Origin of the sequence: Paenibacillus sp. V4I3 (assembly GCF_030817215.1) — a bacterium.
In the GTDB taxonomy this organism is placed as follows: domain Bacteria; phylum Bacillota; class Bacilli; order Paenibacillales; family NBRC-103111; genus Paenibacillus_E.
On sequence record NZ_JAUSZA010000001.1, the window covers coordinates 518,902 to 540,452 of the forward strand.

Genomic DNA, 21,551 nt, shown 5'->3' on the forward strand with positions numbered 1-21,551 from the left:
ATTTTCAAATTCATCAAATGAAAGGCAGTTCAAATTAATCATCAATATAGTATAATGGACCTATCAACCATGAGGAGCAGTAAGTATGTCACAAGCAAATAAGCGCTCCAGCTTCCGACTCAATCTTCAAATTCCTTTATCAGCCTTGTTCAAAATCATTGGTATCAAAAACAAGGCAGCTGACACCAAACATTCTAAGATTATGATAAGAGATATTAGCTCAGGCGGTATACGTATTCACACCCCATTGAATCTTCCTATCGATATGAGTTTACTGCTGGAGTTCACTTTTCATCTTTTTCATCAAGAGATCAAAGTATTGGGTGTCCTCACACGAAAAACGATGCTGAAGCCATCCCTCTATGAATATGGGATTGAGTTCAGCATCGCAGATCCAATTATGGAACAGCAGCTTACCAGTCATCTGATCTTATTAGGTGCTCGTTTAAAACATAACAACATGCTGGCTAGCTGCAGCTTCTGTTCCGATGAAGATATGGCAGATATTTTCTCTGCCACCTATGATATTACATAGCAGCTGCAAGCTTTTGTACAAATTGTTCCAAGTACTGCTGATCGATGTCATCAAATCGGCTCTTGATAGGACTATCAATATCCAGCACCCCGATGAGCTCATTTCCTACAAGGATCGGTACTACGATCTCCGATTGTGATGCCGCGTCGCAGGCAATGTGTCCTGGAAATGCATGCACATCTGGAACAAGTAGCGTTGCCCGACGTTCAGCTGATGTACCGCAAACGCCTTTGCCCAGTGGAATTCGTACACAAGCCGGAAGTCCTTGGAACGGCCCCAGCACGAGCTCCTTCTTGTCACTTGTCTCATCTAATAAATAAAAACCTACCCAATTCACATCACTCAGAAATTGTCCGAGCAGTGCAGCGGCGTTAGCCAAATTCGCAATGCGATTAGGTTCGTCATGTATCAAAGCTTCAACTTGCTGAATCAGCAAGGCATAATTATGTTCTCTTGTTCCCTCATAACTTGATTTCGTAAACATCTCTCGTCATCCCTCTTCCCCAAATCATTTACCTGTTTATCATACCAAAAAATAACCTTCCTTCCCAAATGTAAAAAAAGGGCTGGTTGGTTCACACCACTGCGATAAGCTCAAAGCAAAAAGGACAGTCGGCATCGTATGCCAACTGCCCTTTTTTATCTGTTGCTCCGCATCAACCTTGACAACCACCCACGTCCCCAAAGGACGTGCAGTCGCTTATCCTTACTGCCCGTAATAAGCGTTCGCGCCGTGCTTCCTTAGGAAGTGTCGATCCAGCAGCTTTTGGTCCATTGGCTCTACCGAGGGGTTCAAGTTGTAAGTACGGTAGGCAATCTTCGCGACCTCTTCCAGTTATGTACATATGATTTCATATTATACACTTGTATGTACATGTTATCCAGATATCCGTGATATAAAGTTTTTTACAAACGACTTGTATGTACAGCTTCTAAACACTTTATATGTATATTTAGGAATGAATAATTGAAAAAATAATCGTTTTCCCATCTGGTTCTAACCGAGTTTCAACAGAGTAGCTCCCGATTTGTTTCGTTGTGGTTTCGAGAACACCTTTAGCCGCTGCGCGTTCACAAGCATCAGTAAACTGGCGATAGAAGATGTCTGCGTCATAGCCAAAAAGGAAATCCGTGAACTTCCGAATGCTCTCCGTATTGCGGGCTAGTGTCCCGTTTTCTAGGTGCACAGTCACTCCGTAGGTTATAAACTGCGGATCTAACCATAAGGACACTTCATTGCTGTTGCGTACCTCGGTGGTCGCACCGCTCATCGCCAGCCCTTTAGCCTCGGCATCTCGGAATAAGCGCAGCGTTGTTTCTTCAAGGTCATAATTTGCACCTCGCAGCTTGCCCGCTTCCTCCATCACATCGTAGGCTTGCAGCATGCGCTGATTGGGGAATACCAACTTCTTATAGCTGCCATCCTTCGTCGGCACAACTTTGATGAACGCTTCACTTCCGCTGTTCACACTGATGCGCTTCGACTTCGTCTGCAAACGAGCAATGATTTGCAGCGCTTCAGCCCGGGTAACCGTTCGTCCAACGCCGAAGTAACCGTTCGGGTAGCCTTCCATAATTCCCTTCGTCATGGCCTCGCCGATAAATTTCTGCTGTCTGGCCGTCGCACTTTGAAGATCACCGAATTGTGAAGCTGCTTTGAGACTGTACACTTCATCTTCCAAATACTCGGTTTCCTTGAGTAAATAGTACAGAATTTCGGCCACATCTTCGCGTTTTAGCATTGCCTTGTAGTCACTGAACTGACCTTTGCTTATAAAATGAAGATCACTGGCCAAATCCAAATAAGGTTTTGCCCAATATCCGACCGTGTTCGGTTTGAACGTGAAATCCCGATAATCCTGGTGCAAAATACTTTGGTTGCTCGCGCTAAGCGTTTGCAGAAAGCTCGGTTTCCATTTGCGCTCGCCATTCGGATATTTATCTGTAAAAGCGAGCAATACGATTTTCACAAATTGATCAGCAGTCACAGAATCATCTGGTCGAAAAGTCCCATCAGGAAAGCCATCCAGTAACCCCTGCTGCACCATCTGACTAATCGTCTGCTCCGCCCAATGGCCACGAACGTCCGTCATACCAGCTGCTTCACTCTTCCCTTGTACGACACCTATTGTCATTACGCAACATACCGTTGCAATTGCAAGCCATTTATTGAGCTGTAACATCTTATTACTCTCCGCTTCTCCATGAGTTTTTGGCATCGTTTACACCAGTCTTTAGGATAAGCCTTCTACAATGCTTTGAGAACAGGCTTAAAGCCTAGTGATCCAAGGTGCCAAGAACTATCCACCAATGGGACTATAGCCATAGGGATAGGTATGAAAAAGGACCGTGCTTCTACACATGTAGAAAACACAGTCCTTGCCTTCCAATGAAAAACGGCTCATTTAGCCGACCTTTTTCCCAGCACCCACGGTTATAACTGAATTATAATAGCGCAGCCAATCTGTTATGTACAACATTTTGGTCAGGAAATCTGGCGCATTACCCTGCAGACTCGCATACTTTTCCTGCTGCAGCAGTTTATGCATTTCCCAGCTTTTCACAAATATAGCTTTAATGAAAGCTTCCTCCGTTTGGGGCTTATGTAGATCCGTTCCGCGCGAGAGTTCGATTTCCTCGATAATAACGCCTCGATAATAAGGATGTACGTTCACTAATTGTCCCATATCAATGTAAGCGAGACCTGTAAATTCGAAAGGCAGCCAAATTAAATTCGTCTTCCTGTCTTCCAGTTTAACTGTATAAGCTAAGCCCAAGTTCAGAGCAATCGGCTGCGGAAAGTTCTTAATTTGACCAGACCGCAAATGATCCACTATATGCTCAACGAAATTCATGGTGTTCTCCCTCTCCGAAGGACCTGATCTTGCATCCAGTGTCCTTTCTTCATATTGCGCGTTAATGCCTTCTATTGTCAAGACACCTCATGAACAAGCATACTTTCTCATCCTCTTTAAATATGTGGTGCTCTTACACTTTGAACCAAATCAGCTTGATTACTGTATAGTATGCCTACCATGCTTTTTAAAGATAAGGCAATCTTTTCGTTGGTCATATTATCCGTTTGTTCATTTCTCTCCCTTAAAGCAAATCTCCTCCAGATTTCGAGCTATAGCCATTTTTCAAATTACACATAGAAGTCCGACTCATCTGCCAGTTCACTCACGAATCCTATAAGGCATGTTTTTTTTTTATAAAAATACGAACTTTTTTGTACTTGTAACGTCTAATTCAGAGAGGTGAGAGAATGGAGACGACCGGTGTCCATGTATTTGATTACTTAAAGTACGTATCTGAAACAACGGATCAGAAAGTGATTCTTCGTAATATAATGGAAACTTATGGGAATGACGTATGGAATTATGCATTTAGCATTTGCCGTAATTCAGATTTAGCAGATGACATTACGCAGGATGCTTTCTTAAAAGTATATCGCAATCTTACTACATTCCGCGGTGAAGCTTCGGTCAAAACCTGGCTGCTTACCATTACACGTAATACCGCATATGACTACTTACGTAAAGCATTTTGGCGCAAAGTTACACTTGTTGGCTTCATTCAATCTGCAGGCACATCACAATCGGCAGAAACAGAAGCGATGGAGAAATTATATGCTAGTGATATATGGAAAAAAGTGATATCTCTGTCCCCAAAATACAGAGAAATTTTAATTTTGCATGCCCATTATCAGCTCTCAACGAAAGAAATGGCTGCCATCCTTAACATCTCGGAGGGAACCGTTAAATCCCGACTTCACCACGCCAGACTCAAGGTGATCAGTTTGAAGGAGCGTGAAGCGCTTGAAAACTCCTGATCCGGATGATTTACATAAGCAATTGGAATCAGGACCGCTTAAGCAATCTGGCTTTACTTCCAAGCTTCAGGGTGAGATCGAGGAAGCCATTGAGCGGAAGGAACGAGCGAAGCCGAAGGTAAAGCCCCTACTCTGTTTCGCCGGACTCGGTGCAATAGCTGCTGCGTTACTGATCTTCCCATGGCGTACAATTCATACTCAAAGTGATGCAGCTCCTGCAATGGATGCTTCTGTTACGACGGCAGCGTCCACTAGTTCGTCCCCTGCCCCAATAAGCACCGCACTGCTTATTGGGCTAAGGACCGAGCGTGAATCTAACAATACGGAGGCGCAGCATGCTTTAGGACCCATTCGTTACAGTACCTATCGAACAATGCTTATCGCACCAGTTCGCGGCCAACTGCAGAAGACGTCCGAGGGCACGGGAATTCTCATGCCTTATAAGCAAAATTTTTGGAAAATCGATTCCTTAGTTCACAAAACAAAAACAGACGAGTTCCACTATTTATCTGCTCATTTAGCTGATCAGCCCGTGAAACCAGAAGTGTTCCCCGATCAAGCTGATGAACAGTTAAATCGTGTGGAGACCCTGTTATTCGCTGGGAATCAATATGTTTCCATCAGTGAGTCAGAGGAGGCTTGGCGAGGTAATGCCCCTTATCAAGCGGAACGCATCTGGGTTCGTACCCTCCCACAATTAAAAGAAGGGCATACTGTGCAGTTCTATAACAAACCGGTGGACAAGAACCATGTTTCGATCACCGATTTATATGGCAGCAGCAGTAGCAGTAGCAACATCCTTGCAAATGTACCGACCAGCTCTACCAAATTGCTTGGTGAGATTACAGGCCAAAGCTGGACCGTTCAGCGTGAACCAGGCCGCTGGGTCGGCAAGGTCGCCGAGACGCCGCGAATTAGCGCAGTGACGCCTGATAACTACGTCCTGCACGACTTCCCGCGCGAGCTGCCTGATAAAGTCATCAATCACGATGATCTTTGCTGCTCATGGAGCACCATTCAGTCTTCGTGGCCGCTAGCGACTGATGCGTTAACATCGCCGATGAATGATATGATCGTCATCTTCGAGAACGGCAAGCTCAAGTTCTACCCTTACGGGCAAGCGCCAGGGAATGATCCACAACTAACCTTGGACCTTCAGCCCGGCGAGAAGCTCGTTATGGCGCAGTGGGCAACCGATCACTACGTACAAGAGTGGATCGATAAAGTCGGCCGTTATTTGAGTGATGATACGGCTGAATCAAGCATCAGTGACGAAATGGATAATGGTAGAGTCGAAAAAACCCGCTAAGTCCTGTGACTTAACGGGTTTTCGTTGTTTACCAGCCCCTGCGAGCGCGCAAGCTCGTGATGTGGGCAATATGATGATTACCATGCCATGCGTAATTGCCAACGTTCCAATCCAGTCGAATCGTCTTCCCTGACTCAGGATGCACGAATGCACGTGCAAACTGCTCATGCTGCATATCGTGCAGAACAATCATCCAGCGGCTGTGCAATGCATCAAGCAAGGTAAGCGATAGCTCCACCGGAGCAGACTTGCCATCGCTAAGCTCAGCCCAGCGCTCCTCGTAATAAGGTCTGATCGTCGGCTCTTCCTCCGTCAATGCCAGCTTAAACCTCGTGTAGCTGTTCATATGGCTGTCTGCGACGTGATGAACGACTTGCCGCAGCGTCCACCCTCCTGGGCGGTAAGGCGTATCCAGCTGCTCGTCAGATAGCCCAGTAACCGCCTCACGCAGCTTACTTGGCGTCGACTTGATGTCAGCCATCCACTCTTGCAGCTGCTCCCCTGAAATTTCACCTTCGTGTACAAACAATCCAATAGGGTAGCGCAAATCATCCATATGACCAAACCTCCAGCATCTTTTCCTCTATTATAGCGGAGTTTTGCTAGGCTGCCCATCTGCGCTCATCCTATCCCGATCATCTCCCACTCGGAGAAGACGGCCGTTGCTGCTAAAAGCTTGGGTTGAAACGAGATAAAACCGACCCTTAGTGGAGGCTAACAAAGCTCCAACAGGATCGGTTTCATGATATTAAGCATATTCCGAAACTAACGAACTCACCTTTACTGCACAAACTTTAAAACCTGGCATTTTACAGGTCGGATCGAGCGCGTCATGTGTAATTTTATTGACGTTCTGCGTATCACCCCAATGCATCGGAACGAATATGGTGTCTTCCCGAATGTCGCTGCTGAACCTGCTGCGTACATAAATCGTGCCGCGTCTGGATTCCAACTTGACGAGAGTAGCATCTTCGATGCGGTACTTCTTGGCCGTCTTCGGATGAATCTCCATGAAAGACTCCACGTCATGCGCCGCCAAAGAATGACTTCTTCTTGTCTGCACGCCAGTCAAATAATGCGTAAGCACACGACCGGTTGTGAGGTATAGCGGATACTCCTCACTGACTTGCTCTTTCGGCAGATGATTCTCCACAGAAGTCAGCAGAGCTTTGCCTTCCGGAAGCGGAAATGACGATTCAAACAACCGCTTCGCACCGGGATGCTCCAGCTCCGGACATGGCCAGTACACCCCCTCTTCCTTCCGTAAGCGGTCATACGTAATGCCATAGTAGTCTGCTGCACCGCCTCGACTGGCTAAGCGAAGCTCATCAAAAATGTCTTCGACGTCTGCGAAGTTGAAGTATTGACCTTTGCCCAGCCTATCTGCCAAATCACAGAGAATCTGCCAGTCATGCTTCGCTTCACCCGGCGCAGGCCGGCCGGCTTCCCTCAGCAGCACGCGTCCTTCGAGGTTGGTCAGTGTTCCTGCGTTCTCCAGATAAGCGGAAACCGGTAAAATCAGATCCGCGAGCAATGCTGTCTCTGACATAAGGAAGTCGGCTACGACAAGGAAATCGAGCTTCTTCAGCCCTTCTTCGACGAAGTTAGCGTTCGGATTGGAGACGAGCGGATTGGAGCCCATAACGAACAAGGCGCGAATCTCCTGCTCGTAGACTTTCTCCATCATCTCGTATGCGGAGACGCCTTTGCCAGGCAGATCACCCGGATCAATCCCCCAAACACTCGCAACATAAGCGCGATCCTCAGGGTTCTCTATCAGGCGATAGCCCGGAAGCTGGTCAGCCTTCTGTCCATGCTCTCTTCCGCCCTGGCCGTTCCCTTGACCGGTGACAGCGCCGTAGCCGCAGCCCGGTTTGCCGATTTTCCCTGTCAGCAGAACAAGGTTTAGGAAGTTGCGAACCGCCATATGCCCGTCTGTTTGCTGCTCAACGCCTCTCGCTGTGAACACCATGCCTGTGGCCGCTTTACCGTAAGCCAGCGCCGCCTTGCGGATCAACTCAGCAGATACGCCGGTTAACTCAGCAATTTCACCCAGATCAAGCGATTCCAAGTGAGATTGCAGTTCCGCAAAGCCTTTGGTACGCTGTTGGACGAAATCTCGATCAATCAACCCTTCTTCAAGCAGGATCTTGAGCATACCGTTAGCCAATGTCGCATCCATACCCGGCTTCACTCTCAAATGCAGATCCGCGATACGGGTTGTACCGGTTTCCCTCGGGTCGATCGCTATGATGAAGGAGCCCTTCTCTTTTGCTCTTGTAAAATACGGCATAAGTGTCGGCTGACACTCCGCAATATTCGTCCCTGCCAGTATCATGCAATCGGCCATTTCAATGTCCGACAGCTGATTTGTCAGACCACGGTCGATGCCAAATACTTTGACACCAGCCGAAGCCGCTGCCGACATACAAAACCTGCCGTTATAATCAATATATTTCGTCTGCAGTGCAACACGAGCGAATTTACCCAACAAATAAGCAGATTCATTCGTCAGAGAGCCCCCTCCGTAAAGGCCAACTGTATGATTGCCATACTGACCACGAAGCTCAGTAAACTTGCTGACGATTTGATCATATGCGTCCTCCCACGATATACGGACGAATTGACCATCCTTCTTCATCATCGGATGCAGAATGCGCTCTCCTGTAAGTACGTGCTGGTAAGCATTCATGCCTTTTATACAAAGTCGCCCTTCCGAAGCCGCATTCGGTTTCGGAACGACCGAATAAGTCGGACGCCCCTCTGCGGCGCCTCGTTCTTCGATCACCTGCATTTTACACTGTACGCTGCAGAAAGGGCATTGAGTATCCATCACACGAAGAGAACCAGTACCACCTTGTTCTTGTTCTAATAATTGACTCATACGCTCAGCTCACCTTATCAAAGCAGCCGTCGGCTGCGGATTTACTTGCTTCTGTTTCGTAACCTGGAGCTCCACATTCATTCTCGCGATCAGTTCAGCACGAAACAGGAGATTGAACAATCCTTCTCGCAGCTGTGTAATGCCTATGCGTTCGATCCACTGTGCTGTCGTTTCACCGTAATTTGCCTCTTCGCGATACCATTGGAGGAAAGCCGCCGACAGCTCTAGAACCGCGTCTTCTGAAGATTCCATACACAGCAGCTCTCCTTGACGGAGCTTTGCTCCCCCGCTGCCGCCAACGTAGATTTCCCAGCCACCCGGCACGCCAACAACGCCAAGATCCTTGACAAGCGTCCCCGCGCGGTGCAGAGGGCTTGCTGAGACAGCTGCGCTCACGACAGCCGGCATTTGCAGGCGCTCCAATCTGTATTCGAGGCTGGCGCCCAGCCCGATGGAGTCCTGCAGAGCGCTTGGATCGTATCCGATACCAGTGCATGTCGCAACGGAAGCGATGGTTTTGCCATAGGCCGGAGTCGCTGCATCCGGCTGTCCAAGCTCCGAACCGACGGAGCTTACATACCCTGCATCGATGCCCAGGAGATCCAGATGCGCGCCGCCGGTCAGCTTCACCAGCGGAATGTTGTACTTGTCGACCACATCCGCGATTCGCCTTAGCTGCTCAGCGCTCGTAACGCCGCCGTACATACGGGGCCGGGCAACGTATGTGCCGTTGGCGAGCAAGCTCGCCGCTGGAGCCGCCGGAGCCGCCCCAGCACCCGCGTCGTCTGTTACTGCGCCAAGCGCTTGGCCGACGTAGTATTGCAAGGCCGGACGACACACTGCGCAGCCGTCCGCCTTGTTCCAACCCAGCGCGTTCATCGCTTCGCGCACCGTGGCAAACCCTGCGCTGCCCACAGCCGCGCGCAGCTCGTCATGGCTGTGCGTTGTACAGCCGCAAACCGTCTCCTTCGGCGCTGCCGGCGCATCCTTGCTCTGCAGCGCCAGCTGCAGCATCGCGGATACGAGCGGCTTACAGCCGCCGCATGTGCTCGATGCGCGCGTGCAAGCGCGAACGTCTTCGACACTTTCGCAGCCATTCTCGCGAACCGCATCCATGATCGCGCCCTTCGTTACACCATTACAGGAGCATACGGTCGCGTTAGGAGACAGCGATGCCGCATACGCTTCATCCGCACCTCCTCCTGCTGCTTCTTCCTCCAGCACGGACACTTCCGCTTGCTGCTTGATGTAACCAAGCAGCTTGTTGCCCTCGCTGCTGTCTCCGAACAATACCGCTCCGACAATTTTGTTGTCGCGAATGGCAATTTTTTTATACGTGTTATGAACGCCGTTAATCTCTTTGAGTGAAGTAGTAATCTCGGAATCACGAATTTCTCCGGCCGAAAACACCTCAACCCCGGATACCTTCAGCTGAGAATACAAAATTGAGCCTGAATAGCCTTCGGTATCAACGCCGCAAATTCTCTTCGCCAGCACTTTGCCCTGATCATATAACGGTGCTACGAGACCGTATACCATTCCACGGTGCTCCGCACACTCCCCAACAGCATACACGTTAGGCACATTCGTCTCCATGAAATCATTAACAACAATCGCCCGATTCGTCTCCACGCCGCTGTCTGCCGCAAGCTTGATGTTCGGACGCACACCTACCGCAATAACGATAAGATCGGCCTCCACTTTGCTTCCATCCTTGAACTGCAGACCTTCCACCCGTTTTTTACCGATAATTTTTTCCGTCTGCTTTTCAAGCAGAAAGCGCATGCCCTGCTTTTCTAGCTCCTTACGCAGCATATTCGCCGACGTCGGAGTCAGCTGACGCTCCATTAAATAATTGAAAATATGCACTACATGGACTTCCATGCCCAAATTAAGCAGACCGCGCGCCGCTTCCAAACCAAGCAGACCGCCTCCGATAACGACGGCTTTTTTATATGATTTAGAAGCTTCCAGCATTTTGTTGCAATCGTTAATATCCCGGAAAGCTGTCACGCCCGGTTTATCCGCCCCCGGCAGCGGAAGCATGAACGGCAACGAACCAGTGGCGAGGATGAGTTGATCGTACTCAACAGTACGCCCCTTTTCACTGATTACCTGCCGCTTTGCCGTATCGATGCTGACAACCGGATCACCTGCATACAGTGTTATGCCGTTATCTTCATACCATTGCCAATCATTAATGGTAATATCATTTACCGTTGTGTCGCCCTGAAGCACCTTGGACAGCATGATGCGGTTATAGTTCGGGTGCGGCTCGCCGCCGAAAATCGTAATCTCGAAACGATCGGGAGCTAGCCCCAGAATTTCTTCCACGCAGCGTACTCCGGCCATACCGTTACCGATTAAGACAAGTTTTTGTTTCCCCATATATGCTTGACCTCCACGTTTCCATGCTGAAGTTCCATCCCCGCCAAAGGGATCTTCTCTACTTAAACTGCTGTCGCGCCCTGTTTGTTGATCACCATACGTTTAGTCGCATGATTCATATATAGACAACCGCATGCAAAGAGCATAAGCATGACGAACCCAAGTGTATATGCGCCTGATAAATCTTTAATAATGCCGAGTACGATCGGCGGAAAAAAACCGCCGACACCGCCTGCGGCGCCAACGATACCCGTTACCGCACCCGTATTGCCTGAAGAAACCTCCGGAACCATTTTAAACACAGCCCCATTCCCTACTCCGAGTAAAGCAGCTGCGACCAGACAGCTCGCACTGAACCCGGCAAATTGATGCAAGGACGCCGACATGGCGAGCGAGGTAATGATGATACCCCCAAACACAACCACCAGAACTCTGCGTGAACCGATACGGTCCGCCAAATATCCGCCTAAGGGGCGAATGAGCGTGGCAATAACAACAAATCCAGCCGTTTTCACGCCCGCTTCCGTTGCCGACAACTGAAATAAATCTTTGAGAAATGTTGGCAAGTAGACGCTGAAAGCCACGAAACCTCCGAATGTCAGAAAATAAAAAATAGATAAATACCACGTCGATGGTTCTTTAAGCACAACCATTGATTGTTTGAACGTCTTCACCTTGGACGGTGCAGGTAAATCCTTCGTTCCGATCCAAAAGAGCGCCGTTACGATCACAATCATGATCGCTAGGCTCCAAAACACCCATTGCAAACCGTAAATGTTAAAGACAAAGGGCAAAGCGTAACTCGCCGCCGCTCCGCCCAAATTGCCGAGTCCGGCTAATCCAAGCACGAAACCCTGTCTCTCCGGCGGGAACCATCTGGATACATACGTCAGGGAAATGGCAAAAGTCGTCCCAGCCATCCCGATAAACAGTGCACACAGCAGCAGCAGCCAATAAGAATGGACCCATCCTGCTAGCAGCAGAGGAATCACAAGAAACAGCATCGTTGATGCAAATACTCGCTTACCGCCGAAGCGATCCGTATAAATCCCCATCGGGATTCGCAGGATAGATCCTAGCAAAACCGGCGTGGCGATCAGCACACTTTTTTGAATAGTACTGAGATGAAACAGTTCCTGAATTTGTCCGGCAATCGGGGAAAATACACTCCAGATGACGAAGGAAGCCATCATAGCCATTGTTGATAACCCTAGCGCAAGGGCGGATCCATTTGGTCGCATAATTACGGCACTCTCCTCGGCTAGGATGCCAAGATACTTTCCTCTGCAATATGCAGATACATATCTCCGCTCTCATCCACTTCCACCTGGAAGCTAGTTACACAGCCTTCGTCCGGCGCTTGGACGACTCCGTCGTGCAAATCGATCTTCCAATCGTGCAGCGGGCAAAATACGTGATGATCACACACGATGCCTTCGGAAAGCTTACCCGCTTTGTGCGGGCAGCTATTCTCAATGGCTTTGATCGCACCGTCCGAAAGCTTGAACATCGCTATTTCTAAGGCGCCGATCCGAACCACCCTTGATCTTTTTTCCGCAATTTCTGAAATGTTCCCAACGTGAACCCGTTTCATATGCTTCATCCCCTCTATTTCAAAATAGACTCTGCCGACTGTTCTTCTATCGGAACGAACGTCTTGCGCAGCTCTTGCTGTTCAATGATTTCTTTCCAAGGATCTTTCATCAGATCGAGCGACTTCTCAATGCGCTCTATTAGAGCGGCGCGATCTTCTTTATTCTCCAGTGCAGCTTTGATCGTATCTAAACCGACACGTTCTACCCACTCTGCAGTCCGTTCGTTGTACTTCCCTGTTTCGCGATAGTACTGCAAGTAAGCACCGGACCATTCCAGTACTTCTTCTTCGGTTTTCACTTTGCACAGTAAATCGGTTCCGCGAAGCTTTGTTCCTCCGTTACCGCCGACATGCAGCTCCCAGCCTCCGTCAATCGCCACAACGCCAAAATCCTTGATCGTGGCTTCCGCGCAGTTCCGAGGACAACCCGATACAGCCATTTTAACTTTCGCCGGCGTGCCCAAACGCTCAAACTTCTTCTCCAGCTGAATACCCATGCCGATAGCATCTTGCGTTCCGAAGCGGCAAAACGTTGAGCCTACACACGTTTTCACTGTACGCAGCGACTTACCATATGCATAGCCTGAAGGCATATCGAGATCAGCCCACATGCCTGGCAAGTCTTCCTTCTTCACGCCGAGCAAGTCGATACGCTGACCACCTGTCACTTTCACGAGCGGCACTTCGTATTTCTCTGCGATTTCTGCGATTTTTTTCAAATCCTTCGGCGTTGTTACACCTCCGTACATTCTCGGAACGACCGAGTATGTGCCATCCTTCTGGATGTTCGCGTGATTGCGTTCGTTCACAAAACGGGACTCTCTTTCGTCCTCATGCTCTTCCGGCCAAACCATGGCAAGATAATAGTTGAGCGCCGGGCGACATTTGGAGCAGCCTTCTGTATTCGACCATTCCAGTACATTCATGACTTCCTTCGATGTCGTCAATCTCATACCGCGGATCGCTTCCACCACTTCATCACGTCCGAGTGTCGTACAGCCGCATATGCCTTCTTTCACGGTTTTCACACCGTCTGCGCCGAGTACGTATGTGAGCACATCAGCTACAAGAGGCTTACAGCCGCCGCAGGAACCGGATGCTTTGGTACATGCTTTTATCTCATTGAGGCTGGAACAGCCTTTCTCTTGAATAGCCTGAACGATCGCTCCTTTGGAGACGCCGTTACAGCCGCAAACAATTTCGTCATCACTCATTGATGCAACCAAATCTAGGCCGGATTTCGCTTTACCTCCACCTTCACCGAGCAGAACCGTCTTTTCTTTGCCTGTTACATCTTCTCCGTTACGAATCATCGCAAACAGGCGAGAGCCGTCACTGATGTCACCGAACAAAACAGCACCGATGACTTTGCCGTCTCTAATGACAACCTTCTTATAAATACCTTCGAAGTCGTCCTGCACGCGTACAGCACGGGTATCAGGTTTATCCGCATATTCACCTGCCGAGAACACGTCAACGCCCGATACTTTCAGCTTGGTCGATACGACGGAGCCTTGATAACCTGCGGTCTCTATGCCTGCGAGCCGTTTGGCAAGAACCCCGCCTTGCTCGTAGAGCGGAGCGACTAAGCCGTACGCTACACCGCGATGTTCGGCACATTCGCCGACGGAATAGATGTTAGGCACGTTCGTTTCGAGAAGGTCATTGACGACAATACCTCGATTGATCTCAATCCCGCTGCCTTTGGCAAGCGCAATGTTAGGGCGAATCCCTACGGCCATGACCACGAGGTCCGCTTCAACTTCCGATCCATCGGTAAAACGAAGTCCCGTAACACGTTTTTTCCCGAGAATCGATTCGCTGTTTTTCTTTAACAGGAACTTCATGCCTTGGCGTTCCAATTCTTGCTGCAGCAAGAGAGAAGCTGTTCTGTCGAGCTGCAGATTCATCAAGTATTCGTTAATGTGTACAACCGATACTTCCATATTCAGATTTAGCAGGCCACGCGCTGCCTCCAGACCGAGAAGCCCGCCGCCAATCACGACCGCCTTCTTGTATTTCTTAGCGGTTTCGATCATCGTCTCGCAATCTTTGATATCTCGGAAGGCGATGACGCCTTCTTTGTCCGCTCCAGGCAGCGGAAGCATGAAAGGCAGCGATCCAGTAGCGATGATCAGTTCATCGTAAGGGACGCTGACACCCCCGTCCGATCTAACGAGCTTGCGTTCCGTATCAATTTTGTTAACCGTATGCCCCGTATATAAGGTGATGTGATTTTCTTCGTACCAAGACCAATCATTGATAACAATGTCCTTCATATCGGCATCGCCGGCCAAAACCGATGAGAGCAGGATGCGATTATAGTTCGGGTGCGGTTCGCTTCCGAAGATTGTAATTTCGTAGCGGTTGGGCGCAAGCTTTAGCATTTGCTCAATACAACTGACTCCAGCCATTCCGTTTCCTACCATAACAATTTTTTTCTTCATTATGATTCACGCTCCTGTATCGGTTGTATTGTGACATTCAATGTTAGTTAATGTATGAATTCTTTTATTTCCGTTACATCCTGTATTTTTGCGTCAAATTATCTAACATACGAACAATTACTAATAATGTACCTCATAAATTCGTATTTTTCAACAAAAATTTGTAGTTTTACTTAGCGAAACAAACAAATACTTTTTAATTTAACGAACATTTTGATCGATTTAGTGATTTATTGTTCGGTTTTATAAATAAATTATAGTTATATTATGGAATATACGAACAATGAGCTAATTCTATGTGTTATCGAAAACGCTTTAATGTTATATTAAATAACATATCGGCATTATGCTGGACATTCACCTATTTCAAATTGCTATCTATACATCCAAAGTACCCCAACATATTATCCTCATGATTTTGTCAACTACATGAGAAGGCAAAAAAGGACCTCTCAGCTGACACTTCCGCACAATAGGCCTGGGTTTAGATCTGAGAAGGCCGAATCGGGCTTCTCAGCGGGGTTTTGCTGACGCCAGCGTTGCGAGAGTGCAATAGCTATTGTGGTAACAGAAAAAGGTCTCACAACCCGCAGTACCTGCGGCTGTGAGACCTTTCCTTCATACATTTTAAACCTTATAAACATCAATGAATCTTTGAGCGAATCGGGGATCCCACTGGGTCCCCTTTCCCTCAGCGAGAATGGCCAGCGCCTTCTCAATCGGCATCCCTTTCCGATAAGGACGATCGGAGGTCATGGCATCGAAGGCATCGGCTACCGCAATGATGCGGCCGAACTCGGGGATATCCAGGCCCTTCAGGCCATCCGGATACCCGCCGCCATCATAGCGCTCATGATGAGAGCGCACGCCTGGAAGCAGAGGCGCCATAGCTTCAGCGGGCTCGATTTGCTTCAAAATCAATTCGCCGAGCACAGGGTGCAGCTTGATTTGCTCGAACTCCTCGTCGGTGAGCCGACTTTCCTTCAGCAGCACGTCGTCGCGCACACCAATTTTGCCGATATCATGCAGCAGGGCCGTCTTGTTCAGTAGATCGAGCTCCTGCTCGTTCAAATCTACAGCTCGTCCAATCAACAAGGAATACTTGGCGACACGCGTCGAATGACCTGCAGTATAAGCATCCCGGGCATCGAGTGCAGCTGCTAATGTGGAATAGTAGCTCTGCAGCAGTTGGTTGTTCATCTTTTCACGCGTTTCAAGTCCCTTTACCATGTGGTTGAAACCAGCGACTAGCCGCGAAAATTCATCTGAATATAAATCTGAGGCTCTTACCTGCAGATCGCCGGATTGAACTTCTTTCATTGCCCTATATAAATCTCCAATTGGCTGTTGGATGTCTCTTGCCAGCATGCGCGCCCCTAAGGAGGAAAAACCGACTCCAAGCAGCAGAATAATACCCGCCCATTTCCAATAATCGACCGTCATCTCCGAGGACTGTGAAATCAAGCGAATTTGAGTTGCTAGACTAAACAAAAAGAGCGGCATAGTTCCAATTAGGAATGCGCTTAGCTGAAACTTTCGTTGAATCGAAACGATTACTCTCCCATCCAAGGAAACATCTTCACCGTATATACGTTGTCCCAATTCCCGAATATGTATGAGCACCGGCCTGATGGCCTGAGCTGTCGTGAAGAACTCTAGTAAAGCATGCATGCTCGCCACAAGCACTGCACCAATACCGGCAAGTCCAATGTAAAAAACCGGAAGAGATAACCAACCTCTCGCAATCCCGATGCTAGCCATCGTCATAGCAGGGATCGATAAGCCAAGAAAGTGCGGTCCCATGATCCGCATCACGGAAAGCGCCGGAAATCGATGCGTTTGCAAATAGGCTTCTCGGATGGTTGCCAGATCTGGAGCCTCCTGCTCCAGCATCTCGCGAATCGGCTTCATGTGCCTACGAAACACCACGATTTCTGCAAGCATCATCACGCAAAGCGAGGTGATCATAACGAAGAATACGCGCACCATTTCCGCATTCGAAATCGTTAGTGTTGTAGAAATGATGACTCCGCCAACCACAACAACAGCGATCCCAGAGCCCATGATATAATTTAGCAATAAATTCCGTAGAAACTTTCTGTATACCTGCACGATGTAGGGTCCTCATTTCTTTGAAGCTATCGATCACTACGCTGAAATCTAGCGTTTTTCTCATTGTATAGCAATTCAACCAATTGCGCTTTAAATGTAAAACATTTTAACAAAAAAAATCCTCAGCCTGGAAGCTGAGGACACTTATTCACATTACTCATTCACGTTATTCCGATTCCTTATTCAAAATAAGTTCATTATCCTTGCCTAGAAATGCACGCGCAAGATCTGTCACGCTTTTACCTGTTAGCGTCTGTGTAATTTCCGGCACTTGCGCGATCATTTTGGCAATATCGCCTGTAATCCGATTCACGCCTGACGTTGTTCCATCTTGTGAGATCACCGTAATTTTATCTACATTACTCAGCGGGGCTGCAATTTTCTCAGCTAATTCCGGCAGTATGCGAAGAATCTCCACCGTAACCGCCGCCTGCGTGTACTGCTTGTAAGCCTCCGCTTTCTTCTCCAGCGCTTCAGCCTCCGCAAGCCCCGCCAAGCGGACGACCTCCGCATTCGCTTTCCCTTTGGCGAGCTCCGCTTCGGCCGTCGCTTCACCGCGTTTTCTCGTCGACTCGGCATCTGCCTCGGCTTCGAGAATTTGCCTCTGTTTATTGACTTCGGCGCGCATAATGGCTGCTAGCTTCTCCGCTTCAGCCGGCTTAATGACCGACGCTTCGAGCTCTTTCTCCTTCAGCTCAACTTCTATCTGGCGAACTGTCTTGTTCGCCTCCGCTTCCATCTGCCGGATCTTCACCTGTTCCGTTACGAGCGACTGTTGAATCTGCTTCTGCTTCAATTCATAAGCCAAATCCGCTTCAGCCTGCCGGCTCGTCGTTTCCTGCTTGAACTCCGCTTCCTTCATGCTGAGCTCTTTGCGGTACTGCGCTTCCTTCGCCGAAGCAGCGCTCTCCGCCTCAATCTTTAACTGATGGGCTTCCGCTCGACGAATCGCGGATTCCTTCTCCGTATCTGCCTGACGAATTTGGATATCCCGCTCCACTTCAGCTCTGGCAATACTCGCACTTTTGCGGATACGTTCCACTTCCGGCACGCCCAGGTTCTCAATGTATCCTTGATCATCAGCCACTCGTTTGAGCACAAAGGAGATGAGGCTCAGACCCATCTTATCCAAATCCTCCGAACACGTTTCCCTCATCTTGCTGTTGAGTTCATCCGGATTCTTCAGAATAGATTCAACTGGCAGCTGCCCAACCAACCCGCGAAGATGCCCTTCTACCGAATGCAAAATCATCATTTCCCGCTCCAGCAGTGTGTGGTCAAGAAACTGCTCCGAGGCTGTGCCGATCGCAACTGGATCACTTTGAATCTTGATTTGTGCCACCGCCTCAATCTTGAGTCTTATCCCCTGTTGGGAAAACATAGGTTGATCCGGCTTCACATCGAAGCTCATGAGCATCATGGAGATCGTTTTAAAGCTTTGAAAACCAGGGATGACGAACGTCCCTCCGCCTTGTACGACCCTTTTACCACCTAAACCATACACAATCATGGCTTCGTTCGGCGGTACTTTCTTGTACGCTCTCACAATGGAAGCCAGTAAGATAAAAACGACAACTACAATGGCAACAACCGTATACAAAATCCCCAACATAAACGCATAACCTCCCAGTAGTTAATTGCAGCTGCTATTATTGGTTAAACCTTGTTACCGTCGCAATCCCTTTATTCATGTGCAAAACGACGACCTTCGTCCCTTTCGGAATGGATTCCCCATTCTCAGAACGAACACTGATGGAACGCGTAGTGCCATGCATTACAAACATCATTTCGCCCGTACCCTTCCCATTAATCGGCACAGACAGCTTCCCTAACTGACCACTTAGATCAAAATCGCTCTCTTTCATGCTGTGGTCATGCTTATAAATAACTTTGACGTAGAGAAGGAAGAAGAGCCATCCTACGAAGAGACCAGCACCGATTGCGATAAGCAGAATGAGCAGAACACTCGTCATCCCAACTTGATTCAGCATATACCCAATCCCGCCAAACACTGTCAAACTAGCTAAAATGGAAGATAAGTTAAAAAAAGACGGTCCACCATGGGCATGGGCAGCCCCGTTATCCGCATGGAAATCGCCACCAAAAAACGTAATAAGAACCGTAAGTACAAGGCCTACAAAGAAACATATGGCAAACAACGTCATCATAGACAATTACCTCCTAAGAGTTTTGCTTTAGCAAATTTACCTTGTACGCATTACGCCTCATAAATATAGACGAATTTGGTAATAAAAGGTTTCGCTCAAAAAAATTTACTTCTAACAGCGAATCCTTCGGCTTTTTTTCGCGTATAATCATTGGACGTCTTTTTACTATTTTTATTAAACCTAAGGAGTAGATTATCACATGTACAAAAAGAAATTGACTTGGTGGATCTCCGCCGCAGTGGTTCTAATGATGTTTACTTTATCAGGCTGCCAGGCTGTGCAAGGTTTAGACCTTGCTGGGGCTATTCAGAATGACTGGGCCGTGAAGTCCTCAGAATCCAAAGGTACCTTGCAACTCGAGTTTGTGCCCGGCGACACTTCTATGCTATCCACTGATGAGCAGAAGGCACTAACCGCTCTGCAAAACGTGAAAATCGAACTCACCAATGTGAAAACACAAGATGCACAGCACCTTTCGGCAGATGGTACGATTACATATAGTAAAGGCACTATTCCTTTCAAACTTGCAACCGAGGGCACCAAGTTCATTTTGAGTGTCGAGGGCGCGAAGAAACCAATTGTTTTCGATGTCTTAGGAGGTTCTAATTTAGCGTTTACTAAGCTGTTACCCACAGCCGTGCAAGAACAGTTCGGCAACAAAATTGCAGATATTAAATCCGCGATTATTGGACTTATTTTAGCTAATACGCCTAATCCGTCGAACATATCCGTCACACCTGTCACGGACAAAGTGAATGGTGAGTCCCTATCTCTGCAAAAAGCGCATATCGAGCTTAGCGGCACTGAACTGGCTTCCCTTCTCAAAAAGCTGCTGAGTAATGTTCTTGCTGATGAAGCTGGATTGAAAGAACTAATCAGCCAATTGTACGATGCCCTTTCACCCATTATTGAGGAGCAAATCAAGGGCGGATCTACCGACTTTTCTTTAAAGATTTTAAGTAATAAACAGTTAGCTGTTGGACTTGTCTACCCGCCTGTTCAAGATTTCCTGAAGAAAACAGCGGCGTCCTTGGATAAAATGATTGCCGGAGATGCCTCCAACGAGCCGGGCATTCTGCCGATTCAGGATCTATTTAACAGCAAATCAACCCTTCAAGCAGATGTTTACACAGATGCTGATAAGCAAGTCCGCAAGCAAAGCCTTGCACTGAATGTCCCTCTTACAAATACGAGCTCAGGCGTTACTGCTCTCAAGCTGTCTTATGTAAGTGAGACGTGGAATATTAATAAGCCGGTCACGGCGAATACCATCAACGTTTCTGGCGGTGCGCTAAATGTAGGTTTAGAAGCTTCTTCTATCTACAGCTTATTGAATAACCTTGATAGGCAGTCTCTCATTTACAAGCTGCTTAAGGATGATTTGAAAGTAACGAAAAAAGAAGTCAATCTGAAGTTGAACGAAGGTGCTTCCGGGGCTGAATCCGATACCCCACAGCCTTTTATTAATTCAGATAACAAAACGATGGTGCCTGTGAGATTTATTTCTGAAAAGCTTGGCGCTGAGGTTGGCTGGAACGGAGATCTTCAACAAGTTACCATCAAAGACCTGTTGTCAGGTGCAACGATCATCCTGAAACTAGACAGTAAGATCGCAAGTGTGAACGGTGCTTCTGTGGAGTTGGAAAGTGCGGCTACGCTCCATAACGGATCCACTTTCGTGCCAATTCGATTCATCGCGGAGCAGCTCGGCGGCAAAGTTTCCTTCAATGACGATACACGTGTAGTTACGATTAAACGCGACTAACCTGATTGAATTAGATGCGAGTGGTCGATAGCACCTTTTTTGGGCGGCTGAATAGTCTAGTAGTGAACCTAGGCAAAAAGCCTTGCTGCTAAGTGCAGCCGCACGAAAAAGGAGCGAAACCATATGTATACGAATCCACCGTATCACCCTGGTCATCATGGTCATCAAGGGCCTCATGTTCTCTTTCAGGCAGATCCGAATTGGCAGCACATGCTAAAGCAGAAAAGAGATACAATCTTAGGTGCACTCCATCCGCATATCGGTCGCACCATTCGCGTCACAACGTTAGAAGGACATACACATGAAGGTGTTTTGGTTAACGTGGATGGACACCATGCTTACCTTCAAATAAATCCGCATGGGCATCCTCATGGTCAGCATAGACCCATCTATACGCCAGCTCAATACAACCAAATCATGACGCTTGTCCTCTTCGAATTATTGGTTATTGTACTGCTTTCCTAAGACAAAGCTCGTTCTCATCGGGTCATTAAGACCTCTGAGAAGCGAGCTTTTC

Annotated in this window: 17 protein-coding genes and 1 pseudogene; 5 read left to right on the top strand and 13 right to left on the bottom strand. The window is 48.1% G+C overall.

Going from position 1 to position 21,551, the window contains the following annotated elements; all coding sequences use genetic code 11:
- The first annotated feature begins 85 nt into the window (after positions 1-85).
- Positions 86-535 carry a PilZ domain-containing protein gene (locus QFZ77_RS02485; protein WP_307435685.1) on the top strand — a complete coding sequence of 150 codons (450 nt, stop codon included), beginning with the start codon at positions 86-88 and terminating at the stop codon, positions 533-535.
- Here QFZ77_RS02485 and QFZ77_RS02490 read toward each other — a convergent pair.
- The 4 genes and pseudogenes from QFZ77_RS02490 to QFZ77_RS02505 form a co-directional block, all read right to left on the bottom strand.
- A complete protein-coding gene (locus tag QFZ77_RS02490) occupies positions 528-1,019 on the bottom strand; it encodes a GAF domain-containing protein (protein ID WP_307435688.1) in 492 nt (163 codons plus the stop codon). The genes QFZ77_RS02485 and QFZ77_RS02490 overlap by 8 nt on opposite strands.
- A 222-nt stretch (positions 1,020-1,241) precedes the next feature.
- A pseudogene (gene araD, locus QFZ77_RS02495) lies at positions 1,242-1,370 on the bottom strand (L-ribulose-5-phosphate 4-epimerase); the annotation flags it as partial.
- Between the two features lie 118 nt (positions 1,371-1,488).
- Entirely contained in the window at positions 1,489-2,718 is a 1,230-nt protein-coding gene (locus QFZ77_RS02500) for an S-layer homology domain-containing protein (RefSeq protein ID WP_307435692.1), read from the bottom strand.
- A 222-nt stretch (positions 2,719-2,940) separates the two neighbouring features.
- Positions 2,941-3,390 (bottom strand): hypothetical protein, encoded by a 450-nt coding sequence (locus tag QFZ77_RS02505; protein WP_307435695.1) that lies wholly within the window; start codon positions 3,388-3,390, stop codon positions 2,941-2,943.
- A gap of 410 nt (positions 3,391-3,800) precedes the next feature.
- Between QFZ77_RS02505 and QFZ77_RS02510 the strand changes: the two genes are divergently transcribed.
- Together QFZ77_RS02510 and QFZ77_RS02515 are read left to right on the top strand one after the other, a co-directional pair.
- Complete coding sequence (locus QFZ77_RS02510) at positions 3,801-4,367, top strand: RNA polymerase sigma factor (RefSeq protein WP_029196193.1); 567 nt, start codon at positions 3,801-3,803, stop codon at positions 4,365-4,367.
- The gene (locus QFZ77_RS02515) at positions 4,354-5,676 is read left to right on the top strand and encodes a hypothetical protein (RefSeq protein WP_307435698.1); all 1,323 of its coding nucleotides are present in this window, start codon (positions 4,354-4,356) and stop codon (positions 5,674-5,676) included. The genes QFZ77_RS02510 and QFZ77_RS02515 overlap by 14 nt, the downstream gene beginning before the upstream one ends.
- Before the next feature lie 28 nt (positions 5,677-5,704).
- Here QFZ77_RS02515 and QFZ77_RS02520 read toward each other — a convergent pair whose 3' ends face one another.
- From QFZ77_RS02520 to QFZ77_RS02560, 9 genes are all read right to left on the bottom strand, one after another.
- A complete protein-coding gene (locus QFZ77_RS02520) occupies positions 5,705-6,232 on the bottom strand; it encodes a YfiT family bacillithiol transferase (RefSeq protein WP_307435701.1) in 528 nt (175 codons plus the stop codon).
- A gap of 192 nt (positions 6,233-6,424) precedes the next feature.
- Positions 6,425-8,560 carry an assimilatory nitrate reductase catalytic subunit NasC gene (gene nasC / locus QFZ77_RS02525; RefSeq protein WP_307435704.1) on the bottom strand — a complete coding sequence of 712 codons (2,136 nt, stop codon included), beginning with the start codon at positions 8,558-8,560 and terminating at the stop codon, positions 6,425-6,427.
- A gap of 9 nt (positions 8,561-8,569) precedes the next feature.
- Entirely contained in the window at positions 8,570-10,948 is a 2,379-nt protein-coding gene (nirB, locus tag QFZ77_RS02530) for a nitrite reductase large subunit NirB (RefSeq protein WP_307435707.1), read from the bottom strand.
- Between the two features lie 62 nt (positions 10,949-11,010).
- Entirely contained in the window at positions 11,011-12,189 is a 1,179-nt protein-coding gene (locus tag QFZ77_RS02535) for an MFS transporter (protein WP_307435710.1), read from the bottom strand.
- A gap of 20 nt (positions 12,190-12,209) precedes the next feature.
- Positions 12,210-12,542, bottom strand: a complete 333-nt coding sequence (nirD, locus tag QFZ77_RS02540; protein ID WP_307435713.1) for a nitrite reductase small subunit NirD — start codon at positions 12,540-12,542, stop codon at positions 12,210-12,212.
- Between the two features lie 14 nt (positions 12,543-12,556).
- Complete coding sequence (nirB, locus tag QFZ77_RS02545; protein ID WP_307435714.1) at positions 12,557-14,989, bottom strand: nitrite reductase large subunit NirB; 2,433 nt, start codon at positions 14,987-14,989, stop codon at positions 12,557-12,559.
- A 627-nt stretch (positions 14,990-15,616) separates the two neighbouring features.
- The gene (locus tag QFZ77_RS02550) at positions 15,617-17,101 is read right to left on the bottom strand and encodes an HD domain-containing phosphohydrolase (RefSeq protein ID WP_307435716.1); all 1,485 of its coding nucleotides are present in this window, start codon (positions 17,099-17,101) and stop codon (positions 15,617-15,619) included.
- Positions 17,102-17,267: 166 nt separating this feature from the next.
- Complete coding sequence (locus tag QFZ77_RS02555) at positions 17,268-18,713, bottom strand: flotillin family protein (RefSeq protein ID WP_307435720.1); 1,446 nt, start codon at positions 18,711-18,713, stop codon at positions 17,268-17,270.
- Between the two features lie 37 nt (positions 18,714-18,750).
- Entirely contained in the window at positions 18,751-19,269 is a 519-nt protein-coding gene (locus QFZ77_RS02560) for an NfeD family membrane protein (protein ID WP_307435724.1), read from the bottom strand.
- Positions 19,270-19,468: 199 nt separating this feature from the next.
- Here QFZ77_RS02560 and QFZ77_RS02565 point away from each other — a divergent pair, with 199 nt between their 5' ends.
- Positions 19,469-21,034, top strand: coding sequence for a copper amine oxidase N-terminal domain-containing protein (locus QFZ77_RS02565; protein WP_307435726.1), 1,566 nt, complete (start codon positions 19,469-19,471; stop codon positions 21,032-21,034).
- A 123-nt stretch (positions 21,035-21,157) separates the two neighbouring features.
- A complete protein-coding gene (locus QFZ77_RS02570) occupies positions 21,158-21,499 on the top strand; it encodes a hypothetical protein (protein WP_307435729.1) in 342 nt (113 codons plus the stop codon).
- Positions 21,500-21,551: the final 52 nt, after the last annotated feature.